Here is a 16,639-nt window from a genome sequence, read left to right as displayed (position 1 = left end):
GGTCAGGCCAATCTCTTTGTTACAGAGCGCTTCTCGGGTGAAGAGGGAGCGTGCCGATAGTTCCTTCCGGTTTCATGGTCACGATTTGTGAGTCACGCCAAGGTTGTTGCCTCGCCCACATGCGTACAACGGCCCAATTACCCGGTGGCATACCTGTTTCGCGGATTACGCCAATTTTTGACAAGTCGAACCAAGCCGACCGGTACCACGTTTTTCAGGGCAACTGGTCGATGAACTCCACGTTGGCCGATTGGGTGGCCTTGCTGGTATTGCCGGGTATTCAACTGTGCCAGAAGGATTCTGGGTGGACCATCATGTCCTGGGAACGTTAGCAGCGGGTCTGGCGCGATCGGGCTGAGGAAACAGACTGACCGAGTTGCCACTGGTTCATGGCGCAGAAACTATTGATTTCTCACGCGGCATTATTGTCTTCGGGCCAACTCGGGGGCAGGTGAGAAATCATTTTCGTAGTGCGAGCGGCGTCGTTTGGCGGGGTAGGTCTACGGCAAAGCTACATGTCAAACAGGTTGGACCCTCGGCATTGATTGCGAAGGTAGTGACGCGCGATGACCCGAAAATAGGTACCCGAATGGGTCATTCGACCCGTGTGAGGAGAAACGCCGGATGCCAGAGTGGAGCACACGGATTCACCCGAAGCTGTTCCACAATAGAAAACTTGCGACACGCCTTGCGCTCCCAGTGATCGATTGGCGCAACCCTTGTGAGGGATCTGTGTCGCACCCTGAGGGTCGCAGTCTGCGCCCGGGGATGAGCCCTCCTGCGGAGTCCCGACAAAGGTGGCACCGCAGGAGGGCATTCAAACGCGTTCGCGCAATGAGGCAGACGCCGTCAGATGGTTGTCGCCTCACCGAATGTCATGGAGAGGTTGGTGATCGTGGTTGTCATCAAAGCTCGTTTCGGCAGGCCGAGCCGTCGTAGTTCGGCGGCCATCGGGTGGGTGCCAAGCTGGAGCTCCGCACCACCAGGGCGAGATTTGACGCCGGTGGGAGCCATGTCCCACGACGTACAGCGGGTGATGCCGTCGAGATGTGAATATGCGGCAAGTGACATGTTCGCTCCCGAGCCGGGAACGCTCACTCCCGATTTCACGCTCAACTGCGCGATGAGTTTGCCGTCGTGAGATACCGAACCGCGTTTGACGGAACCGACATGCTCGGTATCGAACTCCGCCATCACCTTCGGGAATCCCCAGATCTCACGGCCGGCGGCCTTGGTGAACTCGCCGTCGACGGGCAGTTCATGGATGAGGGCGCCCGCTGTGCCGGACGTGAGCGCACGAAGGTCGCCCAGCACCGAAATTTCCGGTGGGGCGGTATGGCTTCGCACCATGTATGTCACGCCGAATTCGTTGTACGGTCCCAGATCTCCGTCCACGTAGTCGACAAATACCAGTCCGCACAGTGCGCGCCCCGGGCGGAATTGCAGAACGGTCAGTCCGGTGTGGTTGATGATCGACTGGGCAGTAACACTCGGAACGGAGAACATCGCCATGAACGCGGAGGCGGTACGGACTTCTACGGGCATCTCGACGGTCTTGCCCAGGATGGTATAGCTCATGCCACCACCCCGCGGAGTCCGTCGGCGCCGTACACGGATTCGAGCATCGAGCGGAAATCCGGTCCGCGACGCAGCATTTGACCGCCGTCGACGTTGATGATCTGTCCGGTGATCCACGTGGAGTCCGGTCCGAGGAGGAATGTCGCGAGTGCTGCGATGTCCTCCACTTCGCCGACACGTGCGAGGGGAGTGTTGGCCATGTAGTCGTCGAGAATCGGTCCACCGTCGGTGATGAGCGCGACCAGATCGGTCCGGGTGAGGCCGGGACGAATCGCATTGACTCGAATATTGCTGGCACCCAGTTCATCTGCCGCCAACTGTACGAGATGGTCGACGCCGGATTTCGACACGCCGTACGCTCCGAACCATCGATGTGTGTTGCTGCTCGCGATCGACGAGATCGCCACGATGGAACCACCGCCTCCGGAGACGAGGGCACGTGCGCCGTGCTTGATCGTCAGCATCGTGCCGGTCACGTTGAGGTCTACCGTGCGGCGCCACGCATCGACGTCGAGTTGGGTCACCGGGGCGATGGTTTCGTTGCCACCGGCGCAGGCAACAACGCCGTCGAGTGTTCCCGTTGCCTCGACCGCGGATGCGACTGCAGCGATGACCTCGGCTTCGACGGTTATGTCGGTGGGTACAGCAGTGACGGAGCCGGACCCGTTGCGGGCACGAATCGAGTTGGCCGCAACATCGAGTTTGTCCTTGTTTCGTCCGCAGATCGTGACGTGGGCACCGGCTCCGGCGAGCGCACCGGCAATGCCGAATCCGATGCCGCTTCCGCCTCCGGTCACAAGTACCGATCTGCCTGCAAAGGCGGTGTTGTCGCCCATGTCCATCTCCCGGTTGTCGTCTGCGCGGTGTACACGGATCGAGGTGGGCCGAAGAACTTCGGCAATAACGCCCCGAGCTCTATAGGAACAGGTTCTACTTGTTGAGGCAAGGGTTTCTCGAGAGAGGACGGCGAGATGGCGAATCGGCCGAACTTCGACCTGATCGACGGGCGCTTCTATTCCGGTGATCTCGGCGATGTGCGCGACGCATACGCGTGGATGCGTGAGCACGAACCCGTGTACCGAGACAGCGCGAACGGCATCACCGCCGCTGCAAGCTACGCCGCCGTCATCGCGGCCGAGCGAGACCCTGCGTTGTTCTCCAATGCCGGCGGCATCAGACCCGAAACCGGTCCGCTTCCGCAGATGATCGACATGGACGATCCAGAGCACCTCACGCGTCGACGCCTCGTCAATGCCGGATTCACCAAAAGGAAGGTCGAAGCAAAACGCGATCGGATTCGACAGATCTGTGACCAGTTGATCGATGCTGTCTGTGAGAGCGGGGAAGCGGACTTCGTGGCCGATCTTGCCGCGCCGTTGCCGATGGCGGTCATCGGCGACATGCTCGGTGTGCGTCCGCAAGAACGCGCGGTGTTCCTGCGGTGGTCGGACGATTTGGTGAAAGCGCTGGGTAGTAACGCTTCCCCAGAGCAACTTCAGGCGATGATGGCGGCGTACGTCGATTTCACCGAGCACATGACCCGGACGATCAGGGAGCGTCGGTCAGCCCCAGCAGACGACTTGATCAGCACGTTGATTCACAGCGAGATCGACGGAGAGGCGCTGTCGGACCAGGAAATTGTCAACGAGTCGTTGTTGATTCTGATCGGCGGCGACGAAACAACGCGCCACGTGCTCAGCGGAGGGATGGAACAACTACTGCGCCACCCAAATCAGTACCGAACGCTGGCCGCCGACCCGGAGATGATTCCGTTGGCGATGGAAGAGATGCTGCGATGGTCGTCGCCGATCAAGAACATGGCCCGCACACTTACCCGCGACACGGATTTCTTCGGTGCGCGTCTGAAAGCGGGAGAGAAGATGCTGCTGCTCTTCGAGTCGGCGAACTTCGACGACGCTGTGTTCGTGGATGCGCCGCAGTTCGATATCGGTCGGACACCGAACCCACACGTCGCGTTCGGGTTCGGCACGCATTTCTGCTTGGGTAATCAGCTGGCGAGGCTGGAAGGAACGATCATGTTCGAGCAGCTTTTCCAGCGTTTACCGGGGATGGAACTGGCGACGGACGCACCACTACCGCGTCGCGCCGCCAACTTCGTGTCCGGCATCGAATCGATGCCGATACGATTCCCGCTCGCCAATCTGCTACCCGGGTAGTTGGCAGTTGGGCGCTGCCGCGTCCTCGGACAAGGGACTGCCCGTGGGGTTGACGTAAACGACAAGGAGAACCAGGGGAGTGGTCTGCGAATTGTTGCCGATGTGAACGTGATCCGATCCGCTCGGTTCGATGAGGGTGTTACCGGTCTGATAGAAGCCGTCGACCGAGCAATCGGATCGGTAGTGGCTCAAGGTGCCGCCGGCAACGGCGGCGTACAGAACACCGTCGTGGAAGTGCCAGCCGGTGGATCCACCCGGGTCGACAGTGATTTTGCGCAGCACATAGTCCTTGTCGCCGAACGTCACCTGCCCGAGGATTTCGCCGTGCACTCCGGTGCTCGGTGTCGCCGACGCGACGGTGGGAGTCACCGCAAGACCGCAAGCTGCAGTCAGAGCAAGTAGAACTCGATGTCGTATACGCATGAGCAGGCCTCTCGAATGGGTGTGCTCATGAGTGTCCCCCGGCAATGCTTGAATTGTCGGATATTAGGGACTGTGGTTGTAAACAGTCAGGAGTATTACGCGGACAACGCAGTTGGTACGTGAAGTTCTGTTTCGGCAAACCCGTTCCTCGTCCGGAACGTTGCCTCCGAGGTGATGTCCGTGGTGTTACCCGTGCTCGGTGTGGGACTTTTCCGAGTCGGGACGATTGAACGCATCAGTTGCGGCACGGTGGTGCAGATCCGTCACCGTGGAAATCTGCTTTGATACCAGTGCATTGAGTTCGCGATGCTGGTCCTCGGTCTCGCCGGCCGGGATATCGCGCAGAACTTCCCACATCGCACTTTTTCCGCAGAGCGCGGTTCGCATGACTTCCAGGGCAGCTAGTTTCACGAGACGACGCTGCCACAGTGCATCGATGTGAACCAGTTTTCTCAGCCGATTCAATCCCGCATCGATCACCGGATAGCGAGGTAGCGAAATTTCCTGAGTGTCTTCGATCAGTTGCAATAACTGTCCGATTTCGTACTCCAATTCGTTCGGCAGCGAATCCAGCCGTCCCTCCGCCCACGATCCGTAGGAGTCGACGAGCGATCTCGCGAGCTGTAGACCCAACATTGCACCACAGAGGTGTGTGACCAGGTAGGCCGTGGCGATGTGTTCCTCGGATGATCGAGATTGATTTCCGAACATGTTCGCCCTTCCTTGATGCTGTGTGCAGTGTTTTCCTTCGCGAGATGCTCGCGATCAGCTGAACGCGGTGGCGCCGATTTATGCGTGGAGCACGGCATATGTGGGATTGTGCTTGCTGATTCTTCGTTTGCCGACAGTGGCTTCAGGGTATTCCGAGAGTGGTGATCGCGGTAGAGCAACTAGCCGTGTGTATCCGTCGATACTACAGTCGCGCGCGACTTGTCGGGACTTGATCGAGCGGCCCCTGGTTCGCGCACGACAAGGAGTGGAATCATGTTTCGTCAGAATGCATCTCGGCACGAGAGGCATGAATCGTCTGCAGGCGATGCAGCCCCGGCAAATGACTACGCAGCCTCTGATCGCGCGGCGGTGCCGGTTCGAGAAACAACGCCTGGTCGGATGTGGGTGCCTCGCACCCGTGGTGCTGTCAGTGGCCTGGCCCTGATTCTGCTTGGACTCTGGGGAGCGTTTATACCGTTTGTGGGTCCGTACTTCTCGTTTTCTTTCACGCCGGATGAGGCGTGGACCTGGACTTCCGCTCGGGGTTGGCTCGAAGTGTTGCCGGGTGCAGTGACCGTGGTTGGCGGGATCCTGCTCTTGTTCAGCGCCAACCGCGCCGTCGCCGGCTTCGGCGCGTGGCTCGGTGTTGTCGGCGGCGCATGGTTCATCGTCGGACCGGTGCTGGCGCCCGTGCTGCACATCGGAGACCCTGGAAGCCCGACAGCAACCCGGCCCGGATTTCAGGCATTGCAACAGTTGGCGTTCTTCGATGGCCTCGGTGCGGTGATCCTGTTTTTCGGCGCGGTCGCTGTCGGGCGTCTTTCCCTGCGAAGTCATCGAGACGTGCGACGCGCGCAGCGACTCGCAGATACGCACGTTGCAGATACACCAGCCCCATGACGGCGAACTTCGACGGCATCATGAAGGCATGATGCCGTCCACCCATTTCTTGCCGTTTGCCTGTCCCAGGCGAAGCTGAATCTGCTTGTCGAACATAGTCATCAGTGGAAGTGGATCGATCATCCCGCCATGGAGCACGCTCAGCGAATTGCTGCCACTCCACTTTCGCTCGCAACGAGTGTTCTCGGCGGAATCGCCGCCGGTGCTGTGTTTCAACAAGTTTGGAAGCGTGTCGCGCACGAGGGCGAAGCGCCTGACCCGCACGATCTGACCAGGTCAAGCAAGGAGGTTCTCATTTCCGCAGCACTGCAGGGAGCAATTTTTGCAGTGGTCAAAGCGGCAGTGGATCGCATGGGTGCAAAAGGCTACCGCGCACTCGCACATGAGAATCCGGTCTGACTTCGGCTTCACCGCGACCACACCGACGACGGTAGGGATAGATTGATGAGCGAACAGCTACTGAACCGGCTTCCGAAGAATTTGGCGAGGACCGGAGCGTTTACCACCCTCACGGCTCTCGTCGGGTCTGCGGCCGGCCGTAGCCCCGAAAAAACATCGTGGTTCAGGAACTTGCGCAAGCCGGCATTTCAACCGCCGGCCGTTGTTTTTCCGGTCGTATGGACCGCCTTGTATGCCGATATTGCTGTCAGTTCCGCCATTGCACTTGATCGACTCCAAGAGGAGGGAGACCGTGCCGATGAACGAAGGTTGGCACTGGCACTACTGGCTAACCTCGCCGTCAATGCAGGCTGGAGTTGGGTCTTCTTTCGCTCACATCGACTCGCTGCTGCACCCGTCATCGCGGCAGCCCTAGCTGTCAGTAGTTCTGATCTGGCGATGCGAGTTGGGCGCGTCGACCGCTCTGCGGGCCTTGCACTGGTTCCGTATCCGCTGTGGTGCTCGTTCGCCACAGTCCTCTCTGCTGCAATCTGGAGAAACAATCGCTAAAAGTAGGATTGCGAGATGCACAAAGTTGCTAGTCGACGCCGGAGTGGAGCGAAATCGACTGCAACAGTTGTGGAATCGTAATGTGTCTCAGAAACCCGTCTCACCTTCTTCGGTGCCACCAGAGCGCCAGGATCACGTTTTCTACGTTGATCGGGACGGTGACGGCGCAGATGGTTGGGGATGCTTCTGATTCGCGGCGACAAGTCGTATGAAACACGAAGCGATTGCGCCGTACGACAGTGCTGATGCTCAAGATTTCAATCCAGATCCGTTGCTACGGAATCATTCTCGAACCGGTTGCGGGTGGGGTCAGGTTGCCGGCTGACGATGCCTCTTACCGCATGCTTGGATGCACACGGAGGATGCGGTCGTCCTCGGGACCCGGTTCGCCGCGGCCATCGGTGTTGTTGGTGATGAGCCACAGGTCCCCGTCCGGGGACTCGGCGACATCGCGGATGCGGCCGTACTCGCCGCTGAAATAGTCGGTCGAAGTGGCAGGGTGGGCGCTCGGGACAGCTCGCAGGACCTGACCGCGGAGATTGGCGATGAACAGTGTCCCTTCAATGTTGACCATGCCACTGGGGCTGGCCTCGCTGGGCTCCCACTGCTGTACGGGGTCGGTGAAACCGTCGGTGTCGGCGATGCCTTCGACAGTAGGCCACCCGTAGTTGCTGCCGGGGGTGATGATGTTCAGTTCGTCCCAGGTGTCTTGTCCGAATTCGGTGGCGAACATCGTTCCGTCGTCAGACCAGGCCAGACCCTGAGGGTTGCGGTGCCCGTAGCTGTAGGTGAGTGAGTCCGGGAACGGGTTGTCTTCGGGGACATCACCGTCGGGGGTCATCCGTAAAATCTTCCCGGCAAGGGAGGCTGGGTCCTGTGCGGTGCCGCGCTGTCCGGCATCACCTGTTGCGGCGTACAGCATTCCGTCGGGGCCGAACGCGATCCGTCCGCCGTCGTGCCATCCGGCGGCCGGGATCTGATCGATGATGGTCTGTGGTTCGCCGAGCGAGAGTGATCCGGCTGTTCCGGTCACGGAATACCGCTGGATGCGGTTTCCACTCGATGCTGTGGAATACACGTACAGCCGACTCTGATCGTCGACCGCCATACCCAGGAGACCACCTTCGCCGCTGCCGGTGACGCCTGTGACCGTTCCGATTTCGCGTGCGGTGCCGTCCTCTGCGAGTTCGAGGATTCGCGCGCTGTCGCGTTCGCTGACCAGGGGTGTGCCGTCGAGGAACACCACCGACCACGGGGCTTGCAGGTTTGTCGTGACGTGGGAGGGCACGGATGTCCCGAGAGACGGGTGCGCCGTTGAGTGAGAGGAAGTAGAGGTCGTCGCGGAGGGTATGGGCTGCGCGGTGCACGAGGCCAGGAGAGCGCCCACAGTGAGTCCTGCGGCGATAAATGTGTACCGGGATGATGTGCGGGTCATAGCTCTCCATGTTTGCCGCGGATTCGCGGTCGGTGTGGATGGTCAGGATGGGTGTCGCCGTCACGTTGTCGCCGCGAGGCGGGGGTCGATGTGTGCGGCAGAGTTGTTCGGATTCGTTTTCGAAATCAATAGTGGCGAAGTATCTCTCGGGGTTCAGCACATCTGGCAGCCTGTGCCCGTGGGCAGAAGTTTGTTGGCTCGGTATCTACTGCTGGTGGACCACTTCGGCGGTGACGTCTCCGCCCTCGAGGCGGCTCAGCTGCTCGACGGATCCGTCGTAGGTGCCCAGGTGAATGGTCTGATCCGAGTAGCCGATGCCGTCGGTGTCGTAGTAGAAGCCGATATTCCCCCACGGTGCGTAATAGATGAGATCACCGTCCTCGGGGTCGGATCCAGGCGAGCGGTCTGTCTCCAGTTTTCGGGGCAGTTGGCTGATCTTTTCCCTTCCCGCGAATTCTTCGACTGACAATGTGAGTGGAAGCATCGAGAGGAAATCACGGGTTGTGGGATTGTCCGATTCGATCGTGACGTCGACTGCAGTTTCACCCGAGGTGAAGCGCACTACGGTTCCTTCGGCAGAACTGCTAGCAGAAGCGATGCCAGGTGGGAAGGTGGCGGAAATTGCCGACGTCGAGGAGGCGGGCCCCGCAGGGGTCGTGCATCCGGCGGCGGCGAACACGATTGCCGCTGATCCTGTGATGAGGAGCTTTCGTCGCATCGTTTTCCTTCTTCTCGGTTGCAGTTCACAGGTTCGGCCCGCAGTGAACGGGACCATCGCCTAGGTGTGGCCGAAGTTCTGCCCTCCGGCCACACCGGAAACGTGGGGTCTAGACGAGGGTCGCAGTATCGATGACGAACCGGTACCGAACATCGGAGGCAAGGACGCGTTCGTAGGCATCGTTGATCTGATCGGCGGCGATGAGTTCGGTTTCGGGAGCGATGCCGTGCTCGGCGCAGAAGTCGAGCATTTCCTGGGTCTCGCGGATGCCGCCGATCGCAGACCCGGCGAAGGAGCGTCGCCCCAGGATCAGCGAAAATACGTTCACCGGAAGCGGTTCCGGCGGTGCGCCGACGTTGACAAGGGAACCGTCGAGCGTCAGCAACTTCAGGTAGGAGCTGATATCGATTTGTGCGCTGACGGTGTTCACGATCAGATCGAAGGTGTCTGCGAGATCGAGGAACGTTGCCGGGTCACTGGTGGCGTAGTAGTGATCTGCACCTAGACGCAAGCCGTCGTCCTTCTTGCTCAGCGTCTGGGACAGGACGGTGACATCGGCCCCCAGCGCGTGTGCGATCTGGACGGCCATGTGGCCGAGTCCACCCATCCCCACGATGGCAACTTTCTTGCCGGGGCCGGCGCCCCAATGTTCGAGTGGTGAGTAGGTGGTGATGCCGGCGCACAGCAGTGGGGCGGCCGCTGCGAGGTCGATGCTCACCGGAACGCGAAGGACGAAGTCTTCGTCGACGACGACGTGGGTGGAGTACCCGCCCTGGGTGATCGTGCCGTCGCGGTCCACGCTGCCGTAGGTCGCGATGTTGCCTTCGCGGCAGTACTGCTCATCGCCGCCACGGCAGTTGACGCATTCGCGGCACGAGTTGACCATGCAGCCGACACCCACACGATCACCGACGGCGTGCTTGGTGACGGCGCAGCCCACTTCGGTGACGATGCCGACGATTTCGTGGCCGGGGGCGAGGGGGTAGTTCTGGGGGCCCCAGTCTCCGCGGACGGTGTGGATGTCCGAGTGGCAGATTCCGGCGTACTTGATTTCGATGAGCACGTCACTCGGGCCGACGTCGCGGCGTTCGATGTGTGTGCGGCGTAAGGGTTCGGTTGCAGACGGGGCGGCGTAGGCGGTGACGGTGTGCATGTTCTATCTCCTGGTGTGTGGTCAGTCGGATGAGTGTGACGGTGGGCTATCGGGCGGGGAATGCTGTGCGGCGGGCAGTGAATGCGATGGAGACGGCAATTGCGGTGAGCCCGATCATGAGGAAAGGCAGGGCCATTCCGTCGAAGGTGCTCACGAGTACGGCACCCAGGACTCCGGCCGCGAAGATGGCGACATTGAACGCGACCCCGAGCATGGAGTTGGCGATGTCTGCGTTCTCGCCGCTTGCTGCGCTGATGGCTGTTTGCAGCTGTGGCGCCGCGCCGCCGAAGGCGACTCCCCAGAGAACAACGGCGACGAGCACCGCAGCGGGCGAGTGGCTTCCGGCAACGAAAACTACACCCGCGGTGAGGAAGAGGAAGAGGCTGCCTAAAATCAGTGGCCGAGGGACACGGTCGATGAGGGCGCCGGTGATCGCGATGCCGATCAGTGCGGAAACCCCGAACACCATCAGAGCCACGTCTACGGAGATCGGCACATTCGCGGTCCGTAGATAGGTCGCGATGTAGGTGTAGAGCGTGTTGTGCGCGAGCATCCATGCAAAAATGACGACGAGTATGACGGTGACGCCGGGAATGGCAAACAGCCGCACGAGGGGGACGCGTGATTCCGCAGGTTGCCCTGGGGCGTCGGGAACGATCGTCAGGGCGAGGACGGCGGTGACAATAGTCAATACGGAGATGACTCCGAAAGACCAGCGCCAGTCGAATGTTGTGCCGAGCCACGATCCGAAAGGCGTTCCTATGGCCAAGCCGAGGGGTGTGCCGATCGAGGCAATGGTGAGGGCTCGCCCGGCAATTTCCGGGGCGGTGATGCGGCGTGCATATCCTGCGAGCATTCCCCACACCAGACCGGAGAAAGCACCGGCTGCGAACCTCGCCGTCAACGTCGCCGCGATATCCGGGGAGAACACGGCGATGGTGTTGGCGATCAGGAATCCCAGGATGCCGACGAGGAACACAGGTTTGCGTCGCATGCCGCGGGTGAATGCTATGGCCGGGATGGTGAGTACCACGGTACCCAGAGCGTAGGCGCTGACCAGCTGTCCCGCGGTCCCTTCGGCGATGTTGAGGCCGCCCGCGATTTGCGGCAGGAGCCCGGCGGGCATCGTTTCGGTGGTGATGAGGATGAACCCCATGAGCGCCATGACGAGCAGTGCATGCAACGGTAGGCGGCCGTGTGGATACGACGAGTCCACGAGTCTGGCCGGCATCGATGTGGTTGGCTCGACGATACCGTCGTTGGAAGTGGATTGCATTAGTACGCTTACGGTTTCGATCGACTCGGTGTCTGAATTCAAGGTGGGTTCGTTTCTTCCTTGTGGACGGCCGCTGAAAGTCGCAGGCGAGACCTTCGTCTCTCGATCACCAGCACACCACTCATTGCGCATAGCAGGGAGTCCCGGTTGGTGGGGGTACTACAAGGGACTCCCTCGACACCGGGACCTCGACTAGCGTCGACGTATGGACAATCGAGCGGAAGTCCGGGAATTCCTGACCTCACGTCGCGCCCTGGTCACTCCGGAACAGGTCGGACTCCCAGCGGGAACCAACCGGCGGGTCGAGGGGCTTCGCCGCAGTGAGGTCGCGACCCTGGCCGGGGTGAGCATCGAGTACTACACACGGATAGAACGCGGCGCAATCAGCGGCGCCTCACCCGAGGTGCTCGACAGTCTCGCCAAGGCACTGTGCCTTGATGATGCCGAGCGGGCGCATTTGTTCGATCTCGCCCATGCAGCAAGTCCCGTGGCCAGGCCCCCGCGGCGCCGCAATTCGAAGACGTGGCTGCCGCACCAGAGTCTGCAGTGGGCCCTCGACGCGATCACCGCCGGCCCGGCATTTGTCCGCAACGGACGCATGGACATCCTTGCCGGCAACATGCTTGCCCGAGCGTTCTACGGGGACGTCTACGACATGCCGGGCCAGCCGCCGAACATCGCCCGGTACACCTTCCTCGACGAGCGGGCACGAGACTTCTACCCCGACTGGGACCTCTTTGCCGAGGTGACGGTTGCCATCTTGCGCACCGAAGCCGCCCGCGACCCACACAACAAGGAACTTCACGACCTTATCGGCGAGCTCAGCACCCGTTGTGAAGACTTTCGTCGTCGGTGGAGTGCACACAATGTCCGACACCACGGCACCGGGTCAAAGACCTTCCACCACCCAGTTGTCGGTGAACTCACCCTGGCGTACGAGGGCCTCGAGATGGCGGCCGAACCCGGCCTGACACTGACCATCTACTCCGCAGAGCCGGGCTCCGGATCCGAACAAGCGCTGCGACTGCTCGCCTCATGGGCTGCCAGCGAATACGGTGCTCCGGTTCCCGCTTCGCCGGCAAAGGAATCCACCGGCCACTGACTCCGGGATGCACTTTGCTACATACCGGATCGCACACCGATAGTCGGTCAAGTCTGGGACAGAGCCGGCGACCTCGGTTCGCGCTGATCCCTGATTGACACGCCTCACGTCGGCTCCGGGCGTCAGTAGGATTGCGTGATGCACAAAGTTGCGAGTCGACGCCGGAGTCAGCCGCCGCCCGCGCGGTTCTTGTTCGAAGCTCTGATCGATCCGCATCGGGAGCCCGTTCGGCACTGGCTCGATTTGCGGGACAACGAGATTGAGCCGAGGATTATCGAGGCGGTTGAACCGGAGTTGGTGGTCTGGTCTTCGATCTGGCCCGACCGCCCGGATGCGATAATCCGTTTCGACATCGAGGCGGTCGGCAACAGTACGACACTGTGTTGGACGTTGTTCGTGGAGGATCCGGTCCCGACAGAGTCCGAGGTTGTCCGCTTGCGCAAACGGATCAACACACTGATCAACGCGAACCTGCGGTTCACCTTCGGTCAGTAGCGTCAGATGAGATCCGGGTTTTCGGCGTATACCTCCTCGAGGATCGACAGGTCGAACAGTTGATCTGCTGAGATCTCCAGTCCGGCTTTGGCCAATGCCGCAATGTTCTGTTCGATCAATGCCGGGGTCATCGTGAATAATCCGTTTGCCTTGGTGTCGGCCGAGACCACAAGATCGTTCTGTGCGGTCGCTTCCTTGGTCTGTTCCTCGAGTTCGAGGTTCTGGTCCTTGCCGTACACCTCGACTGCGAGGCGGGCGGATTCTGCGGGATCGGCGACAGCGTCGCGCCAGCCCTGGATTTCGGCCTTCAGGAAGGCTTTGAGCTTGTCTCGCTCGTTGTCGATGGTCGATTGCAGGACGGTGAACGATTCGGCTACGAGTGGCAGATTGTAGTCCGCGAATAGGAAGTGGGCGTTGGGAAAACCTTTTGCCGCCAGGGTGATCGGCTCGTTGGTGACGTAGGAGACCCAACCGTCTACCTCGCCGTTTGCCAGTGGGCTGGGGTCGAATTGAGCGGGCACTATGGTCATCTGACTTTCGGTGAGCCCGTTCGCGGCCAGGAGAGCGCCGAAGACCAGCTGATTGGAATCCTGGACACCGATCTTCTTGCCGATCATATCCTGCGGCGAATTAATCGGTGCTGCAGCGGAACTGACAATCGCAAACGGATTCTTCTGGAAGGTTGCGCCGACGATCTTCGCCTCGAGTCCGTCGAGAACAGCGGGAGCGGTGAGCTGCGGAGCTGACATGCCGATCCACACCTTGCCGGTGTCCAATCCGGCTTCGACACCGGTGCCGGCGGCGCCGCCCGCAACAAGTTCGACGTTCCCGAATCCGGCGTCCTTGTAGTAGCCCTTGTCGAGGGCGAAGTATTCACCGGCAAATTCGATGTTCTTGATCCAGGACAATTGCACTGCAACAGTTCCGAATTCGGATCCGTCGTCGGAAGTGCCACCGCTCGAGGCTGTGGAATCACTACTGCAGGCGAGCAATGACGCGCTGCCTGCCACAGCGATGCCGGTCAGTGCGGAGTAACGGAAGAAAGCTCGGCGGTCCACCTGGCGAACGGGCTTGAAAGGCGTCATGAACCGGAACACTAGGGGCAGTCGATTTCGTCGAGTTTGCTTGGCGGACACTATTTGTTGAGGTTGTGTTAACAGTTCTCACGCTTTGCCTGCCGAAGGACCGAAATGGGACAAGGCGAGGTTCTCGAAGATTCCGACAATGGCGTAAAGGATGATCGACACGACCGTGATCACCACGATGGACGCCCACAACTCGTTGTACTGGTAGCGCGGAATCGCCTTGATCATGCTCGATCCCAGGCCTTGACCGCTACCGAGCCACTCGCCGATCAGCGCTCCGATCAGTGCTCCGGGCACAGAGACGCGCGCGGCGGCGAACACTGCGGGAAGTGCCGAGGGAACCGACACCATTCGCAGTGCAGTCCAACGACTCCCGCCGTATGCGGCAATGAGGTCCTGAGCTTGCGTTGGCGCTGCCCTCAATCCGACCATGATCATGACCAGTGCGGGGAAGAATACGACGATGGCGACCATTACTGTGACGCCGACGATTCCGCGTCCGAAGATCAACACGATGATCGGGGTCATCGCGACGAGCGGCACGGACCGCAGCAGCATCGCTACCGGCATGAATGTCTGTTCTACGGTGCGGGATACGACAAAGATCGAGGCTACGACAATCGCGGCCGTCATTCCGACGGCAAATCCGACACCCGCATCGCGCAGGGTGATGAGCAGATTGTCGAGGATTCCGGCCCTCGCGTCAGCGGATTTCGGTCCGGAGAACAGGTATTCCCACAGATCGGCCGGTGTTTTTCCCACGCGCGGTCCGACTTGGGGAAAGGCGTTGAGAAAGACGACCCAGATGACGAGTAGCAGTGCGGACGCAATGGCGATCGGAGCGAGGAATCTGAATGTTCCTCGTACCGCGGTCATTTCTGTGCTCCCGGAGCCGACGTCCACGGTGTCACGATCTTTGCGACCGCGGCAACGAGGGCGTATCCCAGGCCGGCGAGCAGAGCTGCGGCGATAGCCATTCCCCACGTCCGAGGGACGTTGTACGACGATTGTGCGGCCGTCAAGGCAACTCCGATTCCGCTGTCGACACCGCCGAGGTACTCACCGAGGATGGCGCCGAGGACAGCCGACGGCGCGGCAATCTTGAGAGCGGCAAATGTGCTCGGAAGTGCGCTCACCAGTTGTACTTTGGTGAACTTCTGCCAGCGCCCACCGCCGTATGCGGCGACCAGGTCGAGGCTCGCTTTGTCGGCGGATCGTAGGCCGGCGAGAGTTCCGACCATGGTTGTGAAGAAGCAGTACATCGCCGCCAGGAAGATCGTCGGGGTCCGTCCACCGAAGACCACCAGGATGATCGGGCCGAGGGCGAGCAGTGGTGTGCAGTAGCTGAGGATCGCAAGTTGAGTGGCGAGACTCTCGATCGGCGGGATGAGAACAACCAAGACTGCCAGGATGATCGCCAGCAAGTTTCCCCACAGGAAGCCTTGTAAGGCGCCGTAAGCGGTGACAGTGAAATTGGGGCCGTAGAGCGCCCAACCGTCGTCGAACATCGTCGAGATCACAACCCACGGTGTGGGGATCGTGCCGCCCGCAACGCCGGCAGCCGCGAGAATCCACCAGATTGCTATCAGCCCACAGATTCCGATGGCGCCGCCGAGCCAGGTGGGACGTGTGAAGCCCCGCCGCCTCGTCGGAATGGGTTCTGCAGCTGCGGTGGCAACATTTTCGATATCGGTAATTGTCATGCAACGCCTGCTTTTCCGAACAGGAGACCCGACAGGTAGTCGTGGATCGCGTGGAATTCGGGCGTACGCATCATCTCGGGGGTGCGCGGACGAGGGAGATCGATGGGAACAACTTCGAGGACACGTCCGGGCCGAGGACTCATGACGGCAACAACATCCGAGAGGAACACCGCCTCCGAGATGCCGTGAGTCACCATCAACGTTGTCGCCGGTTTCTCGGTCCAGATTCGAAGTAGTTCCATGTTGAGACGTTGGCGGGTCATGTCGTCGAGCGCACCGAATGGTTCGTCGAGGAGGAGGACACTCGGCTTGACGACAAGCGAGCGAGCGATCGAGACGCGCTGACGCATACCGCCCGAGAGTTGAGCGGGTTTTGCCTTCTCGAATCCTTCGAGGCCGACAAGAGCGATCAGATCGGCTATCAACTCCGGGTCCGGATCGATTCCGGCGACCTGGAGTGGCAGCTTGATGTTGGAAGTCACGGTCCGCCACGGGAGGAGAGCAGAATCCTGAAAGGCGATTCCGAGTTCCCGGCGTTTTGTCAGTTCGGCGGGCGTTTGCCCGTTGACCAGCGCAGTTCCCGCGCTCGGAGTGTCGAGTCCGGCGAGGATGCGCAGGACAGTGGACTTACCGCAGCCGGACGGCCCGAGCAGGGACAGGAAAGTTCCCTCGCTCGTCTGCAATGAGACGTCGGTCAATGCGGTCACCGACCGCCGTCCCATCGTGAAGGTCTTACCGAGGCCCGATATGTCGAGACCTGTTCCGAGAGGACGAGGTGTGGTGATGGGACTGGTCATTTCCGCACAGTACGAAGGTTCGATTGCAGGCATGTTGCCTGCTCGTCACTGCTGTGTGAGGGGCTTGCGGCCGCGGGTGCGAGTTCGTGTCGCACTCGCGTGGTGAGATGGACGCATCCGAGTTCAGGACATCGCGGG

The 16,639-nt window shown here is 60.6% G+C and carries 18 protein-coding genes and 1 pseudogene; 6 read left to right on the top strand and 13 right to left on the bottom strand.

Features of this window, described 5'->3' with window-relative positions; translation table 11 throughout:
• Positions 1-849: 849 nt before the first annotated feature.
• Positions 850-1,578: an acetoacetate decarboxylase family protein gene (locus FEZ60_RS08445; RefSeq protein WP_172935905.1), complete on the bottom strand. Its 729-nt coding sequence runs from the start codon at positions 1,576-1,578 to the stop codon at positions 850-852.
• Complete coding sequence (locus FEZ60_RS08440) at positions 1,575-2,414, bottom strand: SDR family oxidoreductase (RefSeq protein ID WP_084702952.1); 840 nt, start codon at positions 2,412-2,414, stop codon at positions 1,575-1,577. The genes FEZ60_RS08445 and FEZ60_RS08440 overlap by 4 nt, the downstream gene beginning before the upstream one ends.
• Positions 2,415-2,549: 135 nt before the next feature.
• On the opposite strand from FEZ60_RS08440, the gene FEZ60_RS08435 reads away from it, so the two are divergent.
• The gene (locus FEZ60_RS08435) at positions 2,550-3,755 is read left to right on the top strand and encodes a cytochrome P450 (protein ID WP_172935904.1); all 1,206 of its coding nucleotides are present in this window, start codon (positions 2,550-2,552) and stop codon (positions 3,753-3,755) included.
• On the opposite strand, the gene FEZ60_RS08430 is transcribed toward FEZ60_RS08435, so the two are convergent.
• Both FEZ60_RS08430 and FEZ60_RS08425 read right to left on the bottom strand, forming a co-directional pair.
• Positions 3,744-4,178 (bottom strand): cupin, encoded by a 435-nt coding sequence (locus FEZ60_RS08430; RefSeq protein WP_033232441.1) that lies wholly within the window; start codon positions 4,176-4,178, stop codon positions 3,744-3,746. The two genes, FEZ60_RS08435 and FEZ60_RS08430, sit on opposite strands and share 12 nt — an antisense overlap.
• Before the next feature lie 186 nt (positions 4,179-4,364).
• Positions 4,365-4,889, bottom strand: a complete 525-nt coding sequence (locus FEZ60_RS08425) for a hypothetical protein (RefSeq protein WP_033232439.1) — start codon at positions 4,887-4,889, stop codon at positions 4,365-4,367.
• A gap of 273 nt (positions 4,890-5,162) precedes the next feature.
• Here FEZ60_RS08425 and FEZ60_RS08420 point away from each other — a divergent pair, with 273 nt between their 5' ends.
• On the top strand, positions 5,163-5,789 hold the full coding sequence (locus tag FEZ60_RS08420; protein ID WP_172935903.1) for a hypothetical protein: 627 nt from the start codon (positions 5,163-5,165) through the stop codon (positions 5,787-5,789).
• A 24-nt stretch (positions 5,790-5,813) separates the two neighbouring features.
• Here the strand turns inward: FEZ60_RS08420 and FEZ60_RS08415 are convergent.
• A pseudogene (locus tag FEZ60_RS08415) lies at positions 5,814-5,945 on the bottom strand (glutathione-dependent formaldehyde dehydrogenase); the annotation flags it as partial.
• Between FEZ60_RS08415 and FEZ60_RS08410 the strand changes: the two are divergent.
• Complete coding sequence (locus FEZ60_RS08410; protein WP_095888202.1) at positions 5,919-6,188, top strand: DUF4235 domain-containing protein; 270 nt, start codon at positions 5,919-5,921, stop codon at positions 6,186-6,188. The pseudogene FEZ60_RS08415 and the gene FEZ60_RS08410 overlap by 27 nt on opposite strands.
• A 45-nt stretch (positions 6,189-6,233) precedes the next feature.
• Positions 6,234-6,737 carry a TspO/MBR family protein gene (locus FEZ60_RS08405; protein WP_080711651.1) on the top strand — a complete coding sequence of 168 codons (504 nt, stop codon included), beginning with the start codon at positions 6,234-6,236 and terminating at the stop codon, positions 6,735-6,737.
• 334 nt (positions 6,738-7,071) lie between these two features.
• On the opposite strand, the gene FEZ60_RS08400 is transcribed toward FEZ60_RS08405, so the two are convergent.
• The 4 genes from FEZ60_RS08400 to FEZ60_RS08385 form a co-directional block, all read right to left on the bottom strand.
• On the bottom strand, positions 7,072-8,025 hold the full coding sequence (locus tag FEZ60_RS08400; RefSeq protein WP_233363998.1) for a PQQ-dependent sugar dehydrogenase: 954 nt from the start codon (positions 8,023-8,025) through the stop codon (positions 7,072-7,074).
• Positions 8,026-8,377: 352 nt separating this feature from the next.
• Positions 8,378-8,890 carry a cyclophilin-like fold protein gene (locus tag FEZ60_RS08395; RefSeq protein WP_095888204.1) on the bottom strand — a complete coding sequence of 171 codons (513 nt, stop codon included), beginning with the start codon at positions 8,888-8,890 and terminating at the stop codon, positions 8,378-8,380.
• Positions 8,891-8,999: 109 nt separating this feature from the next.
• Positions 9,000-10,043: an NAD(P)-dependent alcohol dehydrogenase gene (locus FEZ60_RS08390; RefSeq protein WP_172935902.1), complete on the bottom strand. Its 1,044-nt coding sequence runs from the start codon at positions 10,041-10,043 to the stop codon at positions 9,000-9,002.
• Positions 10,044-10,089: 46 nt separating this feature from the next.
• Positions 10,090-11,319 carry an MFS transporter gene (locus FEZ60_RS08385; protein WP_202025787.1) on the bottom strand — a complete coding sequence of 410 codons (1,230 nt, stop codon included), beginning with the start codon at positions 11,317-11,319 and terminating at the stop codon, positions 10,090-10,092.
• A 205-nt stretch (positions 11,320-11,524) separates the two neighbouring features.
• Here FEZ60_RS08385 and FEZ60_RS08380 point away from each other — a divergent pair, with 205 nt between their 5' ends.
• Together FEZ60_RS08380 and FEZ60_RS08375 are read left to right on the top strand one after the other, a co-directional pair.
• Positions 11,525-12,421, top strand: a complete 897-nt coding sequence (locus FEZ60_RS08380) for a helix-turn-helix transcriptional regulator (protein WP_033232431.1) — start codon at positions 11,525-11,527, stop codon at positions 12,419-12,421.
• Positions 12,422-12,559: 138 nt separating this feature from the next.
• Positions 12,560-12,916, top strand: a complete 357-nt coding sequence (locus FEZ60_RS08375) for a hypothetical protein (RefSeq protein ID WP_095888206.1) — start codon at positions 12,560-12,562, stop codon at positions 12,914-12,916.
• A gap of 2 nt (positions 12,917-12,918) precedes the next feature.
• Here FEZ60_RS08375 and FEZ60_RS08370 read toward each other — a convergent pair whose 3' ends face one another.
• From FEZ60_RS08370 to FEZ60_RS08355, 4 genes are all read right to left on the bottom strand, one after another.
• Positions 12,919-14,001, bottom strand: a complete 1,083-nt coding sequence (locus tag FEZ60_RS08370; RefSeq protein WP_033232660.1) for an ABC transporter substrate-binding protein — start codon at positions 13,999-14,001, stop codon at positions 12,919-12,921.
• A gap of 78 nt (positions 14,002-14,079) precedes the next feature.
• Positions 14,080-14,877, bottom strand: a complete 798-nt coding sequence (locus FEZ60_RS08365) for an ABC transporter permease subunit (RefSeq protein ID WP_172935901.1) — start codon at positions 14,875-14,877, stop codon at positions 14,080-14,082.
• Positions 14,874-15,704: an ABC transporter permease subunit gene (locus FEZ60_RS08360; RefSeq protein ID WP_033232426.1), complete on the bottom strand. Its 831-nt coding sequence runs from the start codon at positions 15,702-15,704 to the stop codon at positions 14,874-14,876. Before FEZ60_RS08360 ends, FEZ60_RS08365 begins: the two co-directional genes overlap by 4 nt.
• Positions 15,701-16,501 carry an ABC transporter ATP-binding protein gene (locus tag FEZ60_RS08355; RefSeq protein ID WP_033232658.1) on the bottom strand — a complete coding sequence of 267 codons (801 nt, stop codon included), beginning with the start codon at positions 16,499-16,501 and terminating at the stop codon, positions 15,701-15,703. The genes FEZ60_RS08360 and FEZ60_RS08355 overlap by 4 nt, the downstream gene beginning before the upstream one ends.
• Positions 16,502-16,639: the final 138 nt, after the last annotated feature.

Source organism: Rhodococcus sp. MS16, from assembly GCF_013277795.1.
Classification (GTDB): Bacteria; Actinomycetota; Actinomycetes; order Mycobacteriales; family Mycobacteriaceae; genus Rhodococcus_F; species Rhodococcus_F globerula.
The sequence above is the reverse complement of the archived record's forward strand: the minus strand, read 5'-3'. Positions and strand labels throughout refer to the sequence as shown.